Source organism: Streptomyces sp. NPDC051219 (assembly GCF_040682335.1).
In the GTDB taxonomy this organism is placed as follows: Bacteria; Actinomycetota; Actinomycetes; order Streptomycetales; family Streptomycetaceae; genus Streptomyces.
In genome coordinates this window covers 20,922-34,536 of sequence record NZ_JBFBAS010000007.1, presented here as the reverse complement: position 1 = coordinate 34,536, position 13,615 = coordinate 20,922, and the positions used below count along the sequence as shown (strand labels likewise).

Sequence of the window (13,615 nt, the reverse complement as noted above, 5' to 3'; positions counted from 1 at the left end):
CTGCGTCTCCTAGGGTGTTCGGCAGTGACTTACTTCGGCTCCTCCCCCACCCTCACCGCCTGGCGTGCGCTGCTTGCCCTGGCCGTGGTCTTCGTGATGCTGGCGACGACCGGATGGACGGCCGTACGCCACCAGCGGATCGAGCCCGAGCCGCGCCTCGCCGCACTCGCGGAGTGGGAGCGCGGCTCGATCGACGGACACGACCTGCCGGATCCGCTGTCGACGCCTGAAGCGGTGGACCGCTTCTTCGACAGCCTCGGCGTACAGCAGCGGACCTGGCTCGCCGACCGCCATCCACTGGTCGTCGGCAACCTGGACGGTGCGCCCGTCACCCTGCGCTATCACGCGAACCGACGGGCGCTCGTCATGGCCCGCAAGACCGAGAAGCAGCGCACCCGCGACTCGCGGCTGTCGCCCGCCGGACGGCACGAGGCCGGGCGCCGCCAGCACCGCTTCGAATCGCTCCTGCGGCACGGCCGGCAGATCCTCTCCTTCGACCCCACAGGAGCGGGCCGGGCCGCCGAGGTCTTCGGCGACCTCGAGCGCGCGGAGCGCGTTTCCGTGGTGGTGCCCGGCGTGGACACCAACCTGCTGACCTTCGAGAAGACCAGGCGCCGCTACACCGCGCCGGTCGGCATGGCGCAGTCGCTGTACATCGCCGAGCGCACGTCGAGCCCCGGGACCCGGACCGCCGTCATCGCCTGGGCCGACTACACCGCACCCGTGGGCCTGGGCATGGACGCGGCCATCGGCAGACTCGCCAGGGACGGCGCGGAGCGGCTCGAAGCGACGGTCACCGCCCTGCCCGGGCAGCCGAACGTCGCCCTCTTCTGCCACAGCTACGGATCCGTGGTGTGCGGCGTCGCCGCCCGCCGGATGCCCGCCCGGGTCACCGACATCGCGGTCGCGGGCAGCCCCGGCATGCGGGTCGAGAACGCCGAGGAGCTGGGCACGCGGGCTCGTGTGTGGGCCATGCGCGACGCCGACGACTGGATCGCGGACGTGCCGTACCTGGCGGTCGGTGGGCTGGGCCACGGGGCCGACCCCGTCGCTCCCGGCTTCGGCGCCCGGATACTCTCCGCTGACGGCGCGGTGGGTCACGCCGGCTATTTCGAGCCGGGCACCAGGAGTCTCGACAACTTCGCCCGCATCGGCGTCGGTTCGTACCGCACCGTGAGCTGCGCGAGCGCCAACCCGGCCTGCGGCAGTGGAGTTTACGGCGCTGAAGGCATCTGACGCGCGTAGAAGACGTCCCCAGGTGCGGACATCGCGCCGCGCTGCGAGGGGGACGGCGGGGGCGCGTGCCGCTTACGATGAGCCGCATGGGTGATGTGCTGGCCGGAATTCATGCCGCCTGGGAGTTCGACACGGACTCCGTGCTCATCCGCTTCGAACGGGGCATCCGCACGCCGAAGCTGTTCCAGGCGCTCGGCGAACGCCGCATCCCCCACGAGGCGTTGGCGGCAGTGACCCTCGCCCCGGGAAAGCGGGGCACGGTCGTGCTGCACGCGGTGCCGAGACCGGGGGCCGATCCGCTGATGGAGGCCGCGGCCGGCCAGCTGAAGGAGAGCTTCGACCCGTACCGACTGGTGCTGCCCGCCGAGCGCGAGACGCTCGCCGAGTACTACGCGGACGAACTGCGCGCCGTACTGCCCTCCGAGGCCGGCTCTCCCGCCGACCGCTTCCTGGTTCCGGCGCCCAGCGCGCCGCAGCACTTCAAGGCGTACGACGGGAAGGCCTCCTTCGACGGGTCTCAGGTGTCCTTCCGGTGGTTCTGGACGGGCGCGTCCTCCGCCAAGTGGAAGGCCGGCGACCAGAGTTTTCCGGTGTCGGCGCTCAGCGGCGTCGAGTGGCGCTCCCCCGACGTGTTCGACGGCTACCTGCGGCTTGTCCGGCGTGACGGCAGCGGAGCCGGGACCGCGCCGCAGCCGGCGCAGGCGGACCAGGACCCGGCGGCCGTGGTCTTCGGGCTCGGCTACGGACCGGTCCACGAGTCCCTGCCGTTCGCGGCTGCCGTGCTGCGGGCGGTACGGGACCGGGGGCCCGCCCTCCCCGTCGCGTCGGCCACCCGCCGCGCCCCGGCGGACATCGCCGAGCGCATCCGGCACCTGGGCGAGCTGCACGGCGCCGGTCTGCTGACCGACGAGGAGTTCAGCGCGAAGAAGGCCGAGCTGCTGGCGGAGCTGTAGCCCCCGGGCGCGTGGCGCCCGGGGACCGCCTTCGGCCCGGCTATTCGCGTGCCGCCGCCGTGGACGACATGTCCGGGTAGCGGTCGCCCGCCACCTGACCGGCGATGGGCTCCAGAAGCGCCAGTTCCCCGGCGGTCAGGGTGATCCGGGTGGCGGCGGCGTTCTCCAGCAGCCGGCTGCGCCGGCGGGTGCCGGGGATCGGCACCACGGTGAGCCCGTGCACCGCGGCCCGCTGCTGTACCCACGCCAGCGCCACCTGCGCGGCCGTCGCGCCGTGGGCCGCGGCGATCTTGTGTACGGGCTCCAGCAGCGCCGCGTTCGTCTTCGCGTTGTCGCCGGTGAAGCGGGGCTGCGACTTCCGGAAGTCGCCGTCCGGGAGGTCCTTGCCGGCGTCCGCGAACGCCCCGGTCAGGAAGCCGCGCCCGAGCGGCGAGTACGGCACGAGGGTCACCCCCAGCTCGGCCGCCGCGTCCACCGCGCTTCGCTCGACGTCGCGGCTGAACAGCGACCACTCCGACTGCAGGGCCGCGATCGGGTGTACGGCGTGCGCCTCGCGCAGCTCCGCGCCGGTGACCTCGCTCAGCCCCAGCTGCCGCACCTTGCCCTGCTGTACGAGTTCGCCCATCGCTCCGACCGACTCGGCCAGCGGCACCGCCGGGTCCCGGCGGTGCATGTAGTAAAGGTCGATGACCTCGGTGTTCAACCGCCGCAGACTCGCCTCCACCGCCTGCCGGATGTACCCGGCGTCGTTACGTACGGCCCGGTACTCCGGGTCGTCGGTCCGCTCGATGGCGAACTTCGTGGCGAGCGTGATCTCGTCGCGGTGCGCGCCGACGAAGGGCGCGAGGAACTCCTCGTTGGCCCCGCGCCCGTACACGTCGGCCGTGTCGAAGAGCGTGACACCGACCTCCAGCGCCGCCTCCAAGGTGTCGCGCGCCGCGGCCTCGTCCGTGTCGCCGTAGAACTCGCTCATGCCCATGCAGCCGAGCCCCTGCACGCCGACCTGCGGGCCTTCCCTGCCGAGTTCCACTGTTGCGATCCTGTTGTCAGTCATGAGGCTCATGCCCTTTCCGACGCCCGCCGGGCGTCAGCATAGGAATCGATCTTGTGGTCCAGTACGGCGAGCGTGCCGTGCAACTCCGCGATCCGTGCCCGTACATCACGCCTCGTCCGCTCCAGCAGCTCCTGGCGCGCCTCGAATGTGTGCTCGCCCTCGCGTACGAGTTCGGCGTAGCGCACCATGTCCGCCACCGGCATCCCGGTCAGCCTCAGCTTGGTCACGAAGGCGAGCCAGTCCAGGTCGCGGTTGGTGAAGCGGCGCTGGCCGGTGTGCGACCGGTCCACGTGCGGCATCAGTCCGATCCGCTCGTACCAGCGCAGGGTGTGCGCCGTCAGTCCGGTCAGGGCGGCGACCTCGCTGATCGTGTAGCGGTCGCTGCCCTCGGAGCGGGGGTGTGCCTGGGGCGCCGCACAGACGTCCGCGCGGGAAGTGCGGGAAGGGGTGGTCGTGGGCGGGCTCTCCGTCACGGTCATGTCCCCCACGCTAGGACGTTCGAGTGCACTCGAAGCAAGCGAAAACATAAGGCGCTCCTGAGCGCGGCCGGTCTAGCCTTCTGGGTCATGAGCCATGCACGCCGCGCGACCGCGCGGGACGCCGTCGAAGTGGTCCGCCTGCGAAAGGTCATGCAGGACTCACTCGCGGGGCCCCACCCCGACGTCAGCTGGCAGCCGGCCTCTGTCGAGGCTCTGCGCACCAAGCTCGCCGACCCGGACGGTGATCTCACCGCGTTCGTGGTCGACCATCCCGAGCGGACGGGCGGGCTGGCGGCCTGTGCGGTCGGCACGATCGAGTACCGGCTCGGCGGGCCCGTCAATCCCGACGGGATGGTGGGCTATGTCTTCAGCGTCGCGACCGACGAGGACCAGCGGCGCCGCGGGTACTCCCGCGCCTGTATGGAGGGGCTGCTCGGCTGGTACCGCGAGCGCGGCGTCCGCAAGATCGACCTGCGCGCCTCGGCCCAGGGCGAGCTGCTGTACGCCTCGCTCGGCTTCGTGCGCACCCCCGATCCCGCGATGCGGCTCACCCTTTAGTCTCGTACGCATGGACAGCCTGCGGATGATCGAGAACTGGCCGGTGCCGACCGCGGCGGCCGCCGTCGTACGAGCGGACGGAACCGTCGCCGGCAGCCACGGCCCCACCTCGCACCGCTTCCCGCTGGCCTCGGTGACCAAGCCGCTCGCCGCCTACGCGGCGCTCGTCGCGTACGAGGAGGGGGCGATCGAGTTCGGCGAACCGGCCGGCCCCGAGGGCGCCACGGTCCGCCACCTCCTCGCCCACACGTCCGGCCTGGCCTTCGACGAGCACCGCGTCGTGGCACCCCCCGGTCAGCGGCGGCTGTACTCCAACGCGGGCTTCGAGGTGCTCGGCGACCACATCGCCAAGGCCACCGACATCGCCTTCGCGGACTACCTCCACCAGGCGGTCCTCGAGCCGCTCGGCATGACCGCCACCACTCTCGAGGGCTCCCCCGCCAAGGACGCCGTCTCCACCGTCGACGACCTGGTCCGCTTCGCCGCCGAACTCCAGGCACCCCGGCTGCTGGACCCCCGCACGGTCGCCGAGGCCACCTCGGTCGTCCACCCGGGCCTGAAGGGGGTACTGCCCGGCTACGGCCACCAGTCCCCGAACGACTGGGGCCTCGGCTTCGAGATCCGCGCGTCCAAGTCCCCGCACTGGACGGGCGCTTCGTCCTCCCCGCGGACCTTCGGGCACTTCGGGCAGTCCGGCACGTTCCTGTGGGTCGACCCGGAGGCCGGCGCGGCGTGCGTGGCGCTCACGGACCGGGCGTTCGGCCCCTGGGCGGTCGAGGCGTGGCCGCCCTTCACGGACGCGGTCCTCGCGGAGCTGCGCTCAGCCTGACAGCTCCCAGAGCAGCACCTCGGCCGGTGCGACTGCCAGGATCTCGAGGTGGTCGGGGTCGTCGGGGTCGTTGAGCGCCGTGATGCGTGCCGAGTCGCCGTCGTCCAGCAGCTCGCCGCCGAGCCGGACCGGTCCCCGCACCACATGCGCGTACACCCGTGGCGCCTCGGGCACCGCCGTCCGTTCGCCCGCCGACAACCGGCGGACGTGCAGCACGGCGTCCGCCGCCGGGACGGCGTACGGGGTGCTGTCCGCGATGCCGTGGACGATGTCGTACGCGGGGTCGCCGCCCGGCTCCAGCGGCGCTAGCCACATCTGCACGAAACGCACCGGAACCGGCCCGTCGTTGCGCTCCGCATGACGGACACCGGACGCCGAGCTGAGCCGTTGCACGTCTCCGGCGCGGACCACGGTGGCGTTCCCGGCCGAGTCGCGGTGAGTGAGCTCGCCCGCGGCGACCCAGGTGACGATCTCGGTGTGGCTGTGCGGATGCTCCTCGAAGCCGGCGCCCGGTTCGAGGAGCTCTTCGTTGCAGGCGAGTACGGCGCCGAAGCGGAGGTTGTCCGGATCGTAGAAGTGGCCGAAGGAGAAGGCGTGCCGGGAAGTGATCCCAGCCGCCTCGTCCCCGCCCGCGTACCGCTCACCACTGCGCCGCACGTCGATCACTGAAGGCCGCCTCGCATCCTCGCGCGCTCGGTTCCCGGACCCCGGGAGATGCACCATGGTGGCCACGGTAGACCCGGGACACCGCGCAGCCCTTCCGATAAGGCAGTCTTGTCCACGTGCCCCAACCCGATCCTGAGCATCCAGTAGCGCCCGTCGCCCATCCGCATACCGCGACCCTCCGCCGGCTCGAGAAGTCGTCCGGCCGGCTCGCCGCGAACGCGATCGCCCGCATGGACGAGACGCTGCCCTGGTACCGGGCGATGCCCCCGGAGAACCGGTCCTGGATCGGCCTGGTAGCCCAGGCCGGTATCGCCGCGTTCACCGAATGGTTCCGGCACCCCGAGACTCCGCAGGCGATCTCCACCGATGTCTTCGGTACGGCTCCGCGCGAACTCACCCGCGCGATCACCCTGCGCCAGACCGTCGAGATGGTGCGGACCACCATCGAGGTGATGGAGTCCGCGATCGAGGAGGTCGCGGCGCCCGGTGACGAGTCGATCCTGCGCGAGGCGCTGCTCGTGTACGCCCGGGAGATCGCCTTCGCGACGGCCCAGGTGTACGCGCAGGCGGCCGAGGCTCGCGGGGCCTGGGACGCCCGCCTGGAGTCCCTGGTCGTGAACGCGGTGCTGTCCGGCGAGGCCGACGAGGGGGCTCTGTCCCGGGCCGCGGCGCTCGGCTGGAACTCGCCCGAACATGTCTCGGTCGTCCTGGGCACCGCTCCCGACGGCGACAGCGAGCTGACCGTCGAGGCCATCCGGCGGGCTTCCCGGCACGCCAAACTCCAGGTTCTCACCGGGGTCCTGGGGGACCGCCTGGTCGTCATCGCGGGCGGCAGCGACAACCCGCTGCATGTCGCGAAGGCGCTGATCGGTCCGTTCGCCGCCGGCCCGGTGGTCGCGGGGCCCGTCGTACCCGACCTGCTGGCGGCCACCAGGTCGGCGCAGGCCGCGGCGGCCGGGCTCAAGGCGTGTTCCGCGTGGCAGGACGCTCCGCGCCCGGTCCTCGCGGACGATCTCCTGCCGGAGCGCGCGATCGCCTCGGACCCTGCTGCGCGCGAGCAGCTGGTGGAGGAGATCTACAGACCGCTCGAAGAGGCGGGCTCGGCGCTGCTGGAGACTCTCAGTGTCTATCTGGAGCAGGCGAGCAGCCTGGAAGGCGCCGCCCGGATGCTCTTCGTTCACCCCAACACCGTGCGCTACCGGCTCAGACGTGTGACGGACGTCACCGGTTGGTCGCCGTCCGATGTACGATCCGCGTTCACACTGCGGATCGCCCTGATCCTGGGGCGTCTGGCCGACGGAGATCCCCAGTCCTAGACTTTTGTCGGACACCAACAATTCCCCCGACGGTTCTTCGTCCCTGTCCCCACGGGCGCCGCGGACCGTCCACAAGAGAGAGTGTGAGGGTGCTCGTACTCGTCGCTCCCGGCCAAGGCGCCCAGACGCCCGGCTTCCTGACTCCCTGGCTCGATCTCCCCGGCGCTGCCGACCGCCTCGCAGGCTGGTCCGGCGCCATCGGACTCGACCTTGCCCACTACGGCACACAGGCCGACGCGGACGACATCCGCGACACCGCGGTGGCTCAGCCGCTGCTGGTCGCGGCCGGTCTGCTCTCGGCGTCCGCGCTGGACGCGCCGGCCTTCGGCGCGGTCGCCGGCCACAGTGTCGGTGAGATCACCGCCGCCGCGTTCGCCGGTGTCCTCACCGAAGAGGCCGCGCTGCAGTTCGTCCGTACGCGTGGACTCGGCATGGCCCAGGCGGCTGCGGTCACGCAGACCGGCATGTCCGCACTCCTCGGCGGTGAGCCGGAGGACGTCGTCCCGCACCTGCAGAAGCTCGGCCTGACCGCGGCCAACGTGAACGGCGCAGGCCAGATCGTGGCGGCCGGTACGGTGGAGCAGCTCGCACAGCTGGCCGAGGACAAGCCCGAGGGTGTGCGCCGCGTCGTGCCGCTGAAGGTGGCCGGTGCGTTCCACACCGCGCACATGGCCCCGGCGGTCGCGGAGCTCGGCAAGGCCGCCCAGTCGCTCGACGTGGCGGACCCGGCGTTCACGTACGTCTCGAACGCCGACGGAAAGATCGTGGACACGGGCGCCGAGGTCGTCGCCCGCCTGGTCAGCCAGGTCTCCAACCCGGTCCGCTGGGACCTGTGCATGGAGACGTTCAAGGAGCTCGGCGTCACCACGCTGATCGAGGTCTGCCCCGGCGGCACGCTGACGGGCCTCGCCAAGCGCGCCCTGCCCGGTGTACGGACCCTCGCGCTCAAGACCCCCGACGACCTCGACGCGGCTCGCGAGCTCATCGCCGAGTACTCCGCCGCCTAAGGAGCCCGAGAGCATGTCGAAGATCAAGCCCAGCAAGGGTGCCCCCTATGCGCGGATCATGGGTGTCGGTGGTTACCGGCCGACCCGCGTGGTGCCCAACGAGGTGATCCTCGAGACGATCGACTCGTCCGACGAGTGGATCCGCTCCCGCTCCGGCATCGCCACCCGGCACTGGGCCTCCCCCGAGGAGACCGTCGCCGCGATGTCCGTCGAGGCTTCCGGCAAGGCCATCGCCGACGCCGGGATCACGCCCGAGCAGGTCGGCGCCGTGATCGTCTCCACCGTCTCGCACTTCAAGCAGACCCCCGCCGTCGCGACCGAGATCGCGGACAAGATCGGTGCGGGCAAGCCCGCCGCGTTCGACATCTCCGCGGGCTGTGCCGGCTTCGGCTACGGCCTGACGCTCGCCAAGGGCATGGTGGTCGAGGGTTCCGCAGAGTACGTCCTGGTCATCGGCGTGGAGCGGCTCTCCGACCTGACCGACCTGGAGGACCGCGCGACGGCCTTCCTGTTCGGCGACGGCGCGGGCGCGGTCATCGTCGGCCCGGCGAAGGAGCCGGCCATCGGCCCCACCGTCTGGGGCTCCGAGGGCGACAAGTCCGAAACCATCAAGCAGACGGTGCCGTGGGACGACTACCGCAACGGCACGGTCGACAAGTTCCCGGCCATCACGCAGGAGGGCCAGGCGGTCTTCCGCTGGGCCGTGTTCGAGATGGCGAAGGTCGCCCAGCAGGCGTTGGACGCGGCCGGAATCACCTCGGACGACCTGGACGTCTTCATTCCGCACCAGGCAAACATGCGGATCATCGATTCGATGGTGAAGACTCTGAAGCTGCCGGAGCACGTCACGGTCGCCCGTGACGTGGAGACCACCGGCAACACCTCGGCCGCCTCGATTCCGCTCGCGATGGAGCGGCTTCTGGCGACCGGACAGGCGAAGAGCGGCGACACCGCGCTCGTCATCGGCTTCGGGGCGGGTCTCGTCTACGCCGCGACGGTCGTTACCCTCCCCTAGGCACACCGGATCTTCCGGACGTTGCACACCCTCTCTGATACATATCGAAGGAGCGCCCACATGGCCGCCACTCAGGAAGAGATCGTCGCCGGTCTCGCCGAGATCGTGAACGAGATCGCCGGTATCCCGGTCGAGGACGTCCAGCTGGACAAGTCCTTCACCGACGATCTGGACGTCGACTCGCTGTCCATGGTTGAGGTCGTCGTCGCCGCTGAAGAGCGCTTCGACGTCAAGATCCCGGACGAGGACGTCAAGAACCTGAAGACCGTCGGCGACGCCGCGGACTACATCGCCAAGCACCAGGTCTCCAAGGCCTGAGCCTGACGAGCGTTTGTCGCCACCCGGCGGTGGCGCCGTGACAAATTCAGCACCCTCTACACGTGGAGAAAGAATTCCTGTGAGCTCGACCAATCGCACCGTGGTCGTCACCGGTATCGGCGCAACCACACCACTGGGTGGCGACAGCGCATCGACCTGGGAAGGTCTGCTGGCCGGTCGCTCCGGCGTGAAGCCCCTCGAGGGCGAGCGCTTCGCCGACCTCCCGGTCCGGATCGCCGCACTGGCGGCCGTCGACCCGGGCGACGTCCTGCCCCGTCCGCTGGCCCGCCGGCTGGACCGCTCGGCACAGTTCGCGCTGATCGCGGCCCGCGAGGCATGGGCCGACGCCGGCTTCACCGCCCCGGCGGGTGAGGACGAGGCGGTCGCCCCCGAGCGTCTGGGCTCGGTCATCGCCTCCGGCATCGGCGGCGTGACGACTCTGCTCGACCAGTACGACGTGCTCAAGGAGAAGGGCGTCCGCCGCGTCTCCCCGCACACCGTGCCCATGCTCATGCCCAACGGCCCGTCCGCGAACGTCGGCCTCGAGGTCAACGCCCAGGCCGGCGTACACACCCCGGTCAGCGCCTGCGCGTCCGGCGCCGAGGCCATCGGCTACGCCGTCGAGATGATCCGCACCGGCCGGGCCGACGTCGTCGTCGCCGGCGGCACGGAGGCGGCCATTCACCCGCTGCCCATCGCCGCCTTCGCCAACATGATGGCGATGTCCAAGAACAACGACGAGCCCGAGAAGGCCTCGCGTCCGTACGACAAGGGCCGTGACGGCTTCGTCCTCGGCGAGGGCGCCGGTGTCGTGGTCCTGGAGTCCGCCGAGCACGCCGCCAAGCGCGGCGCGAAGGTGTACTGCGAGGTGCTGGGCCAGGGCCTGTCCGCGGACAGCCACCACATCGCGCAGCCCGAGCCGACCGGCCGCGGTGTCGCCGCGGCGATGCAGAACCTGCTGGACAACACCGGCCTGAAGCCGGCCGAGGTCGTGCACCTCAACGCGCACGCCACCTCGACCCCGCAGGGCGACATCGCCGAGATCAAGGCGCTGCGCAAGGTACTGGGCGACGACCTCGACCATGTGGCGATCTCCGCCACCAAGTCGATGACGGGCCACCTGCTGGGCGGTGCCGGCGGCATCGAGACCGTCGCCACGGTCCTCGCGCTGCACCACCGGACGGCTCCGCCGACCATCAACGTCGACGACCTCGACGAGGAGGTCGAGGCGGACGTCGTCCGTGACGAGCCGCGGGCGCTCCCCGAGGGCACGATCGCCGCTATCAACAACTCGTTCGGCTTCGGCGGCCACAACGTGGTTCTGGCGTTCCGTTCGGTCTGATCCGACTGCACATGTGTGAGGCCCGCCCGGTGTGACACCGGGCGGGCCTCACGCGTACGGTGCCCGCGTCACGCGTACCTGCCCGTGCCTGTGCCCGTCAGTCGAAGCTCGCGAAGTACGTCGCCGCCATGTCCTCGGCGCCGTGGCCCTGTTCCTCGGCACGCCGGAGACGTTCCGCGCCGGCCGCCGCGACGTCCAGCCGGACCCCCGCCGCGGTGCCGGCCTCGACGATGAGCCGCGCGTCCTTGGCCGCCGAGGAGACCGAGAAGCTCGGGGTGTAGTCGGCGTCCAGGATCGCGGCGGACTTGACCCGGAGGTAGCCGCAGTCCAGCGGGCCGCCGGAGACGGCATCCAGGAAGCCCCGCGGGTCCACCCCGAGCCCGGCGGCCAGGGCCAGCGCCTCGGCGGTGCCCTGGTTCAGCGTCAGAACCCAGCTGTTGCACACCAGTTTGAGCCGGGTGGCGGCCGCGGAGGAACCGTCGTCGGAGATCCAGACGGTGCGCTGCCCCACCGCGTCGAGGACGGGGCCGAGCGTGTCGCGCACCTCGGCCGGCCCCGCGGCCAGCACCGTGAGCCGGCCTTCCTCGGCCGGCCCCCGGGTGCCGAGGACGGGCGAGTCCACGAACAGCGACTCGTGCGTACGGGCCAGTTCGGCCAGCGCGGGGAGGGCCTCGACGCCGACGGTCGTCGACTGCAGCCACACCGCGCCGGGGCGCAGGGCGGGGGCGGCGGCCGTCATCGTCTCGAGGACCGCCGGGCCGTCGTGCAGCATGGTGAGCACGACATCGGCGCCGGTCACGGCTTCGGCGGGGGTGGCGGCGACACGCGCGCCGTCGGCTGCCAGCGGCTCGGCCCTGTCGTGCGTACGGTTCCAGACGCGGACATCGAGCCCGGCGCGGCACAGGTTGCGGGCCATCGCGGCGCCCATGATGCCGGTACCGAGCACTGCTACGGAGAGTTGGTCGGTCATTGCCCCACGGTAGAGGCTCGCGCGGGCTCGGGCCCGCGCTGACGGACGGAGTCCGTCCCGGCGTCGCGAAGTCTGCGAAGCAGTGCGAGCGGCGCGCGAAGTGTCAGACCACTTGGTGGAGCCACCGCACGGGGGCGCCTTCGCCCGCGTAGCGGAACGGTTCGAGTTCGTCGTCCCAGGGCTTGCCCAGGAGCTTGGCGATCTCTGCCTCTAGGTCGGTCTCGCCGCGGGCCGAGCGGGCCAGGGCCGCGCGCAGCCGGTCCTCGGGGATCAGGATGTCGCCGTGGATTCCGGTGACGGCGTGGTAGATGCCCAGTTCGGGCGTGGAGCTGTACCTTTCGCCCTCCGCGGTGGGGCACGGCTCGGCCGTTACCTCGAAGCGCAGCAGATGCCAGCCGCGGAGCGCGGAGGCCAGCTTGGAGGCAGTGCCGGCCTCGGCCTGCCAGGAGAATTCGGCTCGCCAGGTGCCGGGCGAGGCCGGCTGTCTGATCCAGTCGAGATTCACACGCACGCCGAGTACGCCTGCTACCGCCCATTCGACGTGCGGGCACAGCGCGCGCGGGGCGGAGTGTACGTACAGAACTCCACGTGTCGTCACGGGGACCTCCAGTATGGGACGAGGTTCGCCTTCCCCAGCGGCCTCGATCCCTTACCGCTCCCGAGGTCACCAATAGTAAACAGCATCCGGAGTGAATCTCCTGAAAACGGACAGTATGTGACGTGATGTAATTTACCGGAGCCGCGTGGCTTGACTGCCACGGGGAAAAGCTACCGTGCGCTGGGGGCGCAGGTGTGACGTACCGTCGGTCCAGGGTGTGGCAAGCACCAAGCTTTCACTCAGCAGGACGCCACCGAACCGGTACCGAGGGGGCCAGGGGATGCGGGAGACCGTGCGCAGCGGCCGCGGGCGCGCCGCCGCCGCAGGAGCGACGGCGGCGGTGCTTGTGCTGGTCGGGGCCGTAGCCGGGTGCGACGGGGAGGGTGGCCGGGGCAGCGGACGGCAGGGGTCCACCGCGGGCGGGCGGCCCTCTCCCAAGCCGACGCCGCGCTGGGACCCGAGTCCGGCCTCTATCGCCGCTGTGGGTGACTCCATCACCCGGGGATTCGATGCGTGTTCGGTGCTCTCCGACTGCCCCGAGGCTTCCTGGGCCACCGGTACGGACCCGCAGGTGCGCAGCCTCGCCTCGCGCCTGCTGGGGGACTCGGCGGCGGGCACCCGCAGTTGGAACTACGCGCGGACCGGCGCCCGGATGGCGGACCTCCCCGCCCAGGTGGAGAACGCGGTCGAGAACCGGCCGGAACTGATCACGGTGATGGTCGGTGCGAACGACGCCTGCCGCGACTCGGTCGCCGCGATGACGCCGGTGGCGGAATTCCGTGCCGGCTTCGAGGCGGCGATGAAGGCGCTGCGCAGCGAGCTCCCGAAGGCACAGGTGTACGTGACGAGCGTGCCCGACCTGAAGCGGCTCTGGTCCCAGGGGCGCGGCAATCCGCTGGGCAAGCAGATCTGGAAGCTGGGGATCTGCCGGTCGATGCTGGGCGACGCGGACGACACCGACGGCGTGGCGGACGCGCGGCGGAACACCGTGCAGCGGCAGGTCGTGGAATACAACCAGGCGCTCGGAGACGTCTGCCGGAAGGACCTGTACTGCCGGTACGACGGCGGGGCGGTCTTCGCCTACCGCTTCACGGGTGAGCAGTTGAGCCACTGGGACTGGTTCCACCCCAGCAAGAACGGCCAGAGCCGGCTGGCGGAGATCGCGTACCGCAACGTGACGGCCGGGAAGCCGCCGGCGTAACGGGGACCAGCGCCCCGACGGCTGGGGACCGGCGCGGACCGGACGGTCCAGCGGCCCCGTAGCGGCAGCCGCC

General features: G+C 71.3%; 15 protein-coding genes. 10 read left to right on the top strand and 5 right to left on the bottom strand.

The features are described from left to right. Nucleotides 1-24: 24 nt before the first annotated feature. Nucleotides 25-1,236: an alpha/beta hydrolase gene (locus tag AB0M62_RS10915; protein ID WP_366073823.1), complete on the top strand. Its 1,212-nt coding sequence runs from the start codon at nucleotides 25-27 to the stop codon at nucleotides 1,234-1,236. A 77-nt stretch (nucleotides 1,237-1,313) separates the two neighbouring features. Continuing rightward, nucleotides 1,314-2,189, top strand: a complete 876-nt coding sequence (locus AB0M62_RS10910) for a DUF4429 domain-containing protein (RefSeq protein WP_366074009.1) — start codon at nucleotides 1,314-1,316, stop codon at nucleotides 2,187-2,189. Between the two features lie 40 nt (nucleotides 2,190-2,229). On the opposite strand, the gene AB0M62_RS10905 is transcribed toward AB0M62_RS10910, so the two are convergent. Next, complete coding sequence (locus AB0M62_RS10905) at nucleotides 2,230-3,243, bottom strand: aldo/keto reductase (RefSeq protein WP_366073822.1); 1,014 nt, start codon at nucleotides 3,241-3,243, stop codon at nucleotides 2,230-2,232. Nucleotides 3,244-3,248: 5 nt separating this feature from the next. After that, nucleotides 3,249-3,722 (bottom strand): MerR family transcriptional regulator, encoded by a 474-nt coding sequence (locus AB0M62_RS10900; protein ID WP_366073821.1) that lies wholly within the window; start codon nucleotides 3,720-3,722, stop codon nucleotides 3,249-3,251. A gap of 87 nt (nucleotides 3,723-3,809) precedes the next feature. On the opposite strand from AB0M62_RS10900, the gene AB0M62_RS10895 reads away from it, so the two are divergent. Continuing rightward, on the top strand, nucleotides 3,810-4,280 hold the full coding sequence (locus tag AB0M62_RS10895; RefSeq protein ID WP_366073820.1) for a GNAT family N-acetyltransferase: 471 nt from the start codon (nucleotides 3,810-3,812) through the stop codon (nucleotides 4,278-4,280). Nucleotides 4,281-4,290: 10 nt separating this feature from the next. Next, complete coding sequence (locus AB0M62_RS10890) at nucleotides 4,291-5,109, top strand: serine hydrolase domain-containing protein (RefSeq protein ID WP_366073819.1); 819 nt, start codon at nucleotides 4,291-4,293, stop codon at nucleotides 5,107-5,109. Here the strand turns inward: AB0M62_RS10890 and AB0M62_RS10885 are convergent. Beyond that, entirely contained in the window at nucleotides 5,101-5,772 is a 672-nt protein-coding gene (locus AB0M62_RS10885; protein ID WP_366074008.1) for a pirin family protein, read from the bottom strand. The genes AB0M62_RS10890 and AB0M62_RS10885 overlap by 9 nt on opposite strands. Nucleotides 5,773-5,891: 119 nt before the next feature. Between AB0M62_RS10885 and AB0M62_RS10880 the strand changes: the two genes are divergently transcribed. The 5 genes from AB0M62_RS10880 to fabF all read left to right on the top strand — a co-directional run bounded on the left by AB0M62_RS10880 (nucleotide 5,892) and on the right by fabF (nucleotide 10,773). Then, nucleotides 5,892-7,091 (top strand): helix-turn-helix domain-containing protein, encoded by a 1,200-nt coding sequence (locus tag AB0M62_RS10880; protein WP_366073818.1) that lies wholly within the window; start codon nucleotides 5,892-5,894, stop codon nucleotides 7,089-7,091. 89 nt (nucleotides 7,092-7,180) lie between these two features. Next, nucleotides 7,181-8,098, top strand: a complete 918-nt coding sequence (locus AB0M62_RS10875; protein WP_366073817.1) for an ACP S-malonyltransferase — start codon at nucleotides 7,181-7,183, stop codon at nucleotides 8,096-8,098. Between the two features lie 13 nt (nucleotides 8,099-8,111). Further along, nucleotides 8,112-9,113 (top strand): ketoacyl-ACP synthase III, encoded by a 1,002-nt coding sequence (locus AB0M62_RS10870; RefSeq protein ID WP_366073816.1) that lies wholly within the window; start codon nucleotides 8,112-8,114, stop codon nucleotides 9,111-9,113. Between the two features lie 60 nt (nucleotides 9,114-9,173). Then, a complete protein-coding gene (locus AB0M62_RS10865) occupies nucleotides 9,174-9,431 on the top strand; it encodes an acyl carrier protein (protein ID WP_366073814.1) in 258 nt (85 codons plus the stop codon). Nucleotides 9,432-9,510: 79 nt separating this feature from the next. Then, nucleotides 9,511-10,773 carry a beta-ketoacyl-ACP synthase II gene (fabF, locus tag AB0M62_RS10860; RefSeq protein ID WP_366073813.1) on the top strand — a complete coding sequence of 421 codons (1,263 nt, stop codon included), beginning with the start codon at nucleotides 9,511-9,513 and terminating at the stop codon, nucleotides 10,771-10,773. 97 nt (nucleotides 10,774-10,870) lie between these two features. On the opposite strand, the gene AB0M62_RS10855 is transcribed toward fabF, so the two are convergent. Together AB0M62_RS10855 and AB0M62_RS10850 are read right to left on the bottom strand one after the other, a co-directional pair. Beyond that, nucleotides 10,871-11,743 carry an NAD(P)-dependent oxidoreductase gene (locus AB0M62_RS10855; RefSeq protein ID WP_366073812.1) on the bottom strand — a complete coding sequence of 291 codons (873 nt, stop codon included), beginning with the start codon at nucleotides 11,741-11,743 and terminating at the stop codon, nucleotides 10,871-10,873. Between the two features lie 103 nt (nucleotides 11,744-11,846). Then, on the bottom strand, nucleotides 11,847-12,341 hold the full coding sequence (locus AB0M62_RS10850; protein WP_366073811.1) for a DUF3145 domain-containing protein: 495 nt from the start codon (nucleotides 12,339-12,341) through the stop codon (nucleotides 11,847-11,849). Nucleotides 12,342-12,621: 280 nt separating this feature from the next. Between AB0M62_RS10850 and AB0M62_RS10845 the strand changes: the two genes are divergently transcribed. Next, on the top strand, nucleotides 12,622-13,542 hold the full coding sequence (locus AB0M62_RS10845; RefSeq protein WP_366073809.1) for an SGNH/GDSL hydrolase family protein: 921 nt from the start codon (nucleotides 12,622-12,624) through the stop codon (nucleotides 13,540-13,542). Nucleotides 13,543-13,615 lie beyond the last annotated feature (73 nt).

What these genes read in the sequence shown, in the direction of transcription:
- AB0M62_RS10910 (WP_366074009.1), top strand. Translation starts at nt 1,314, where the DNA reads ATGAGCCGCATGGGTGATGTGCTGGCCGGAATTCATGCCGCCTGGGAG.
- AB0M62_RS10905 (WP_366073822.1), bottom strand. Translation starts at nt 3,243, where the DNA reads ATGACTGACAACAGGATCGCAACAGTGGAACTCGGCAGGGAAGGCCCG.
- AB0M62_RS10900 (WP_366073821.1), bottom strand. Translation starts at nt 3,722, where the DNA reads ATGACCGTGACGGAGAGCCCGCCCACGACCACCCCTTCCCGCACTTCC.
- AB0M62_RS10895 (WP_366073820.1), top strand. Translation starts at nt 3,810, where the DNA reads ATGAGCCATGCACGCCGCGCGACCGCGCGGGACGCCGTCGAAGTGGTC.
- AB0M62_RS10890 (WP_366073819.1), top strand. Translation starts at nt 4,291, where the DNA reads ATGGACAGCCTGCGGATGATCGAGAACTGGCCGGTGCCGACCGCGGCG.
- AB0M62_RS10870 (WP_366073816.1), top strand. Translation starts at nt 8,112, where the DNA reads ATGTCGAAGATCAAGCCCAGCAAGGGTGCCCCCTATGCGCGGATCATG.
- AB0M62_RS10865 (WP_366073814.1), top strand. Translation starts at nt 9,174, where the DNA reads ATGGCCGCCACTCAGGAAGAGATCGTCGCCGGTCTCGCCGAGATCGTG.
- AB0M62_RS10855 (WP_366073812.1), bottom strand. Translation starts at nt 11,743, where the DNA reads ATGACCGACCAACTCTCCGTAGCAGTGCTCGGTACCGGCATCATGGGC.
- AB0M62_RS10845 (WP_366073809.1), top strand. Translation starts at nt 12,622, where the DNA reads ATGCGGGAGACCGTGCGCAGCGGCCGCGGGCGCGCCGCCGCCGCAGGA.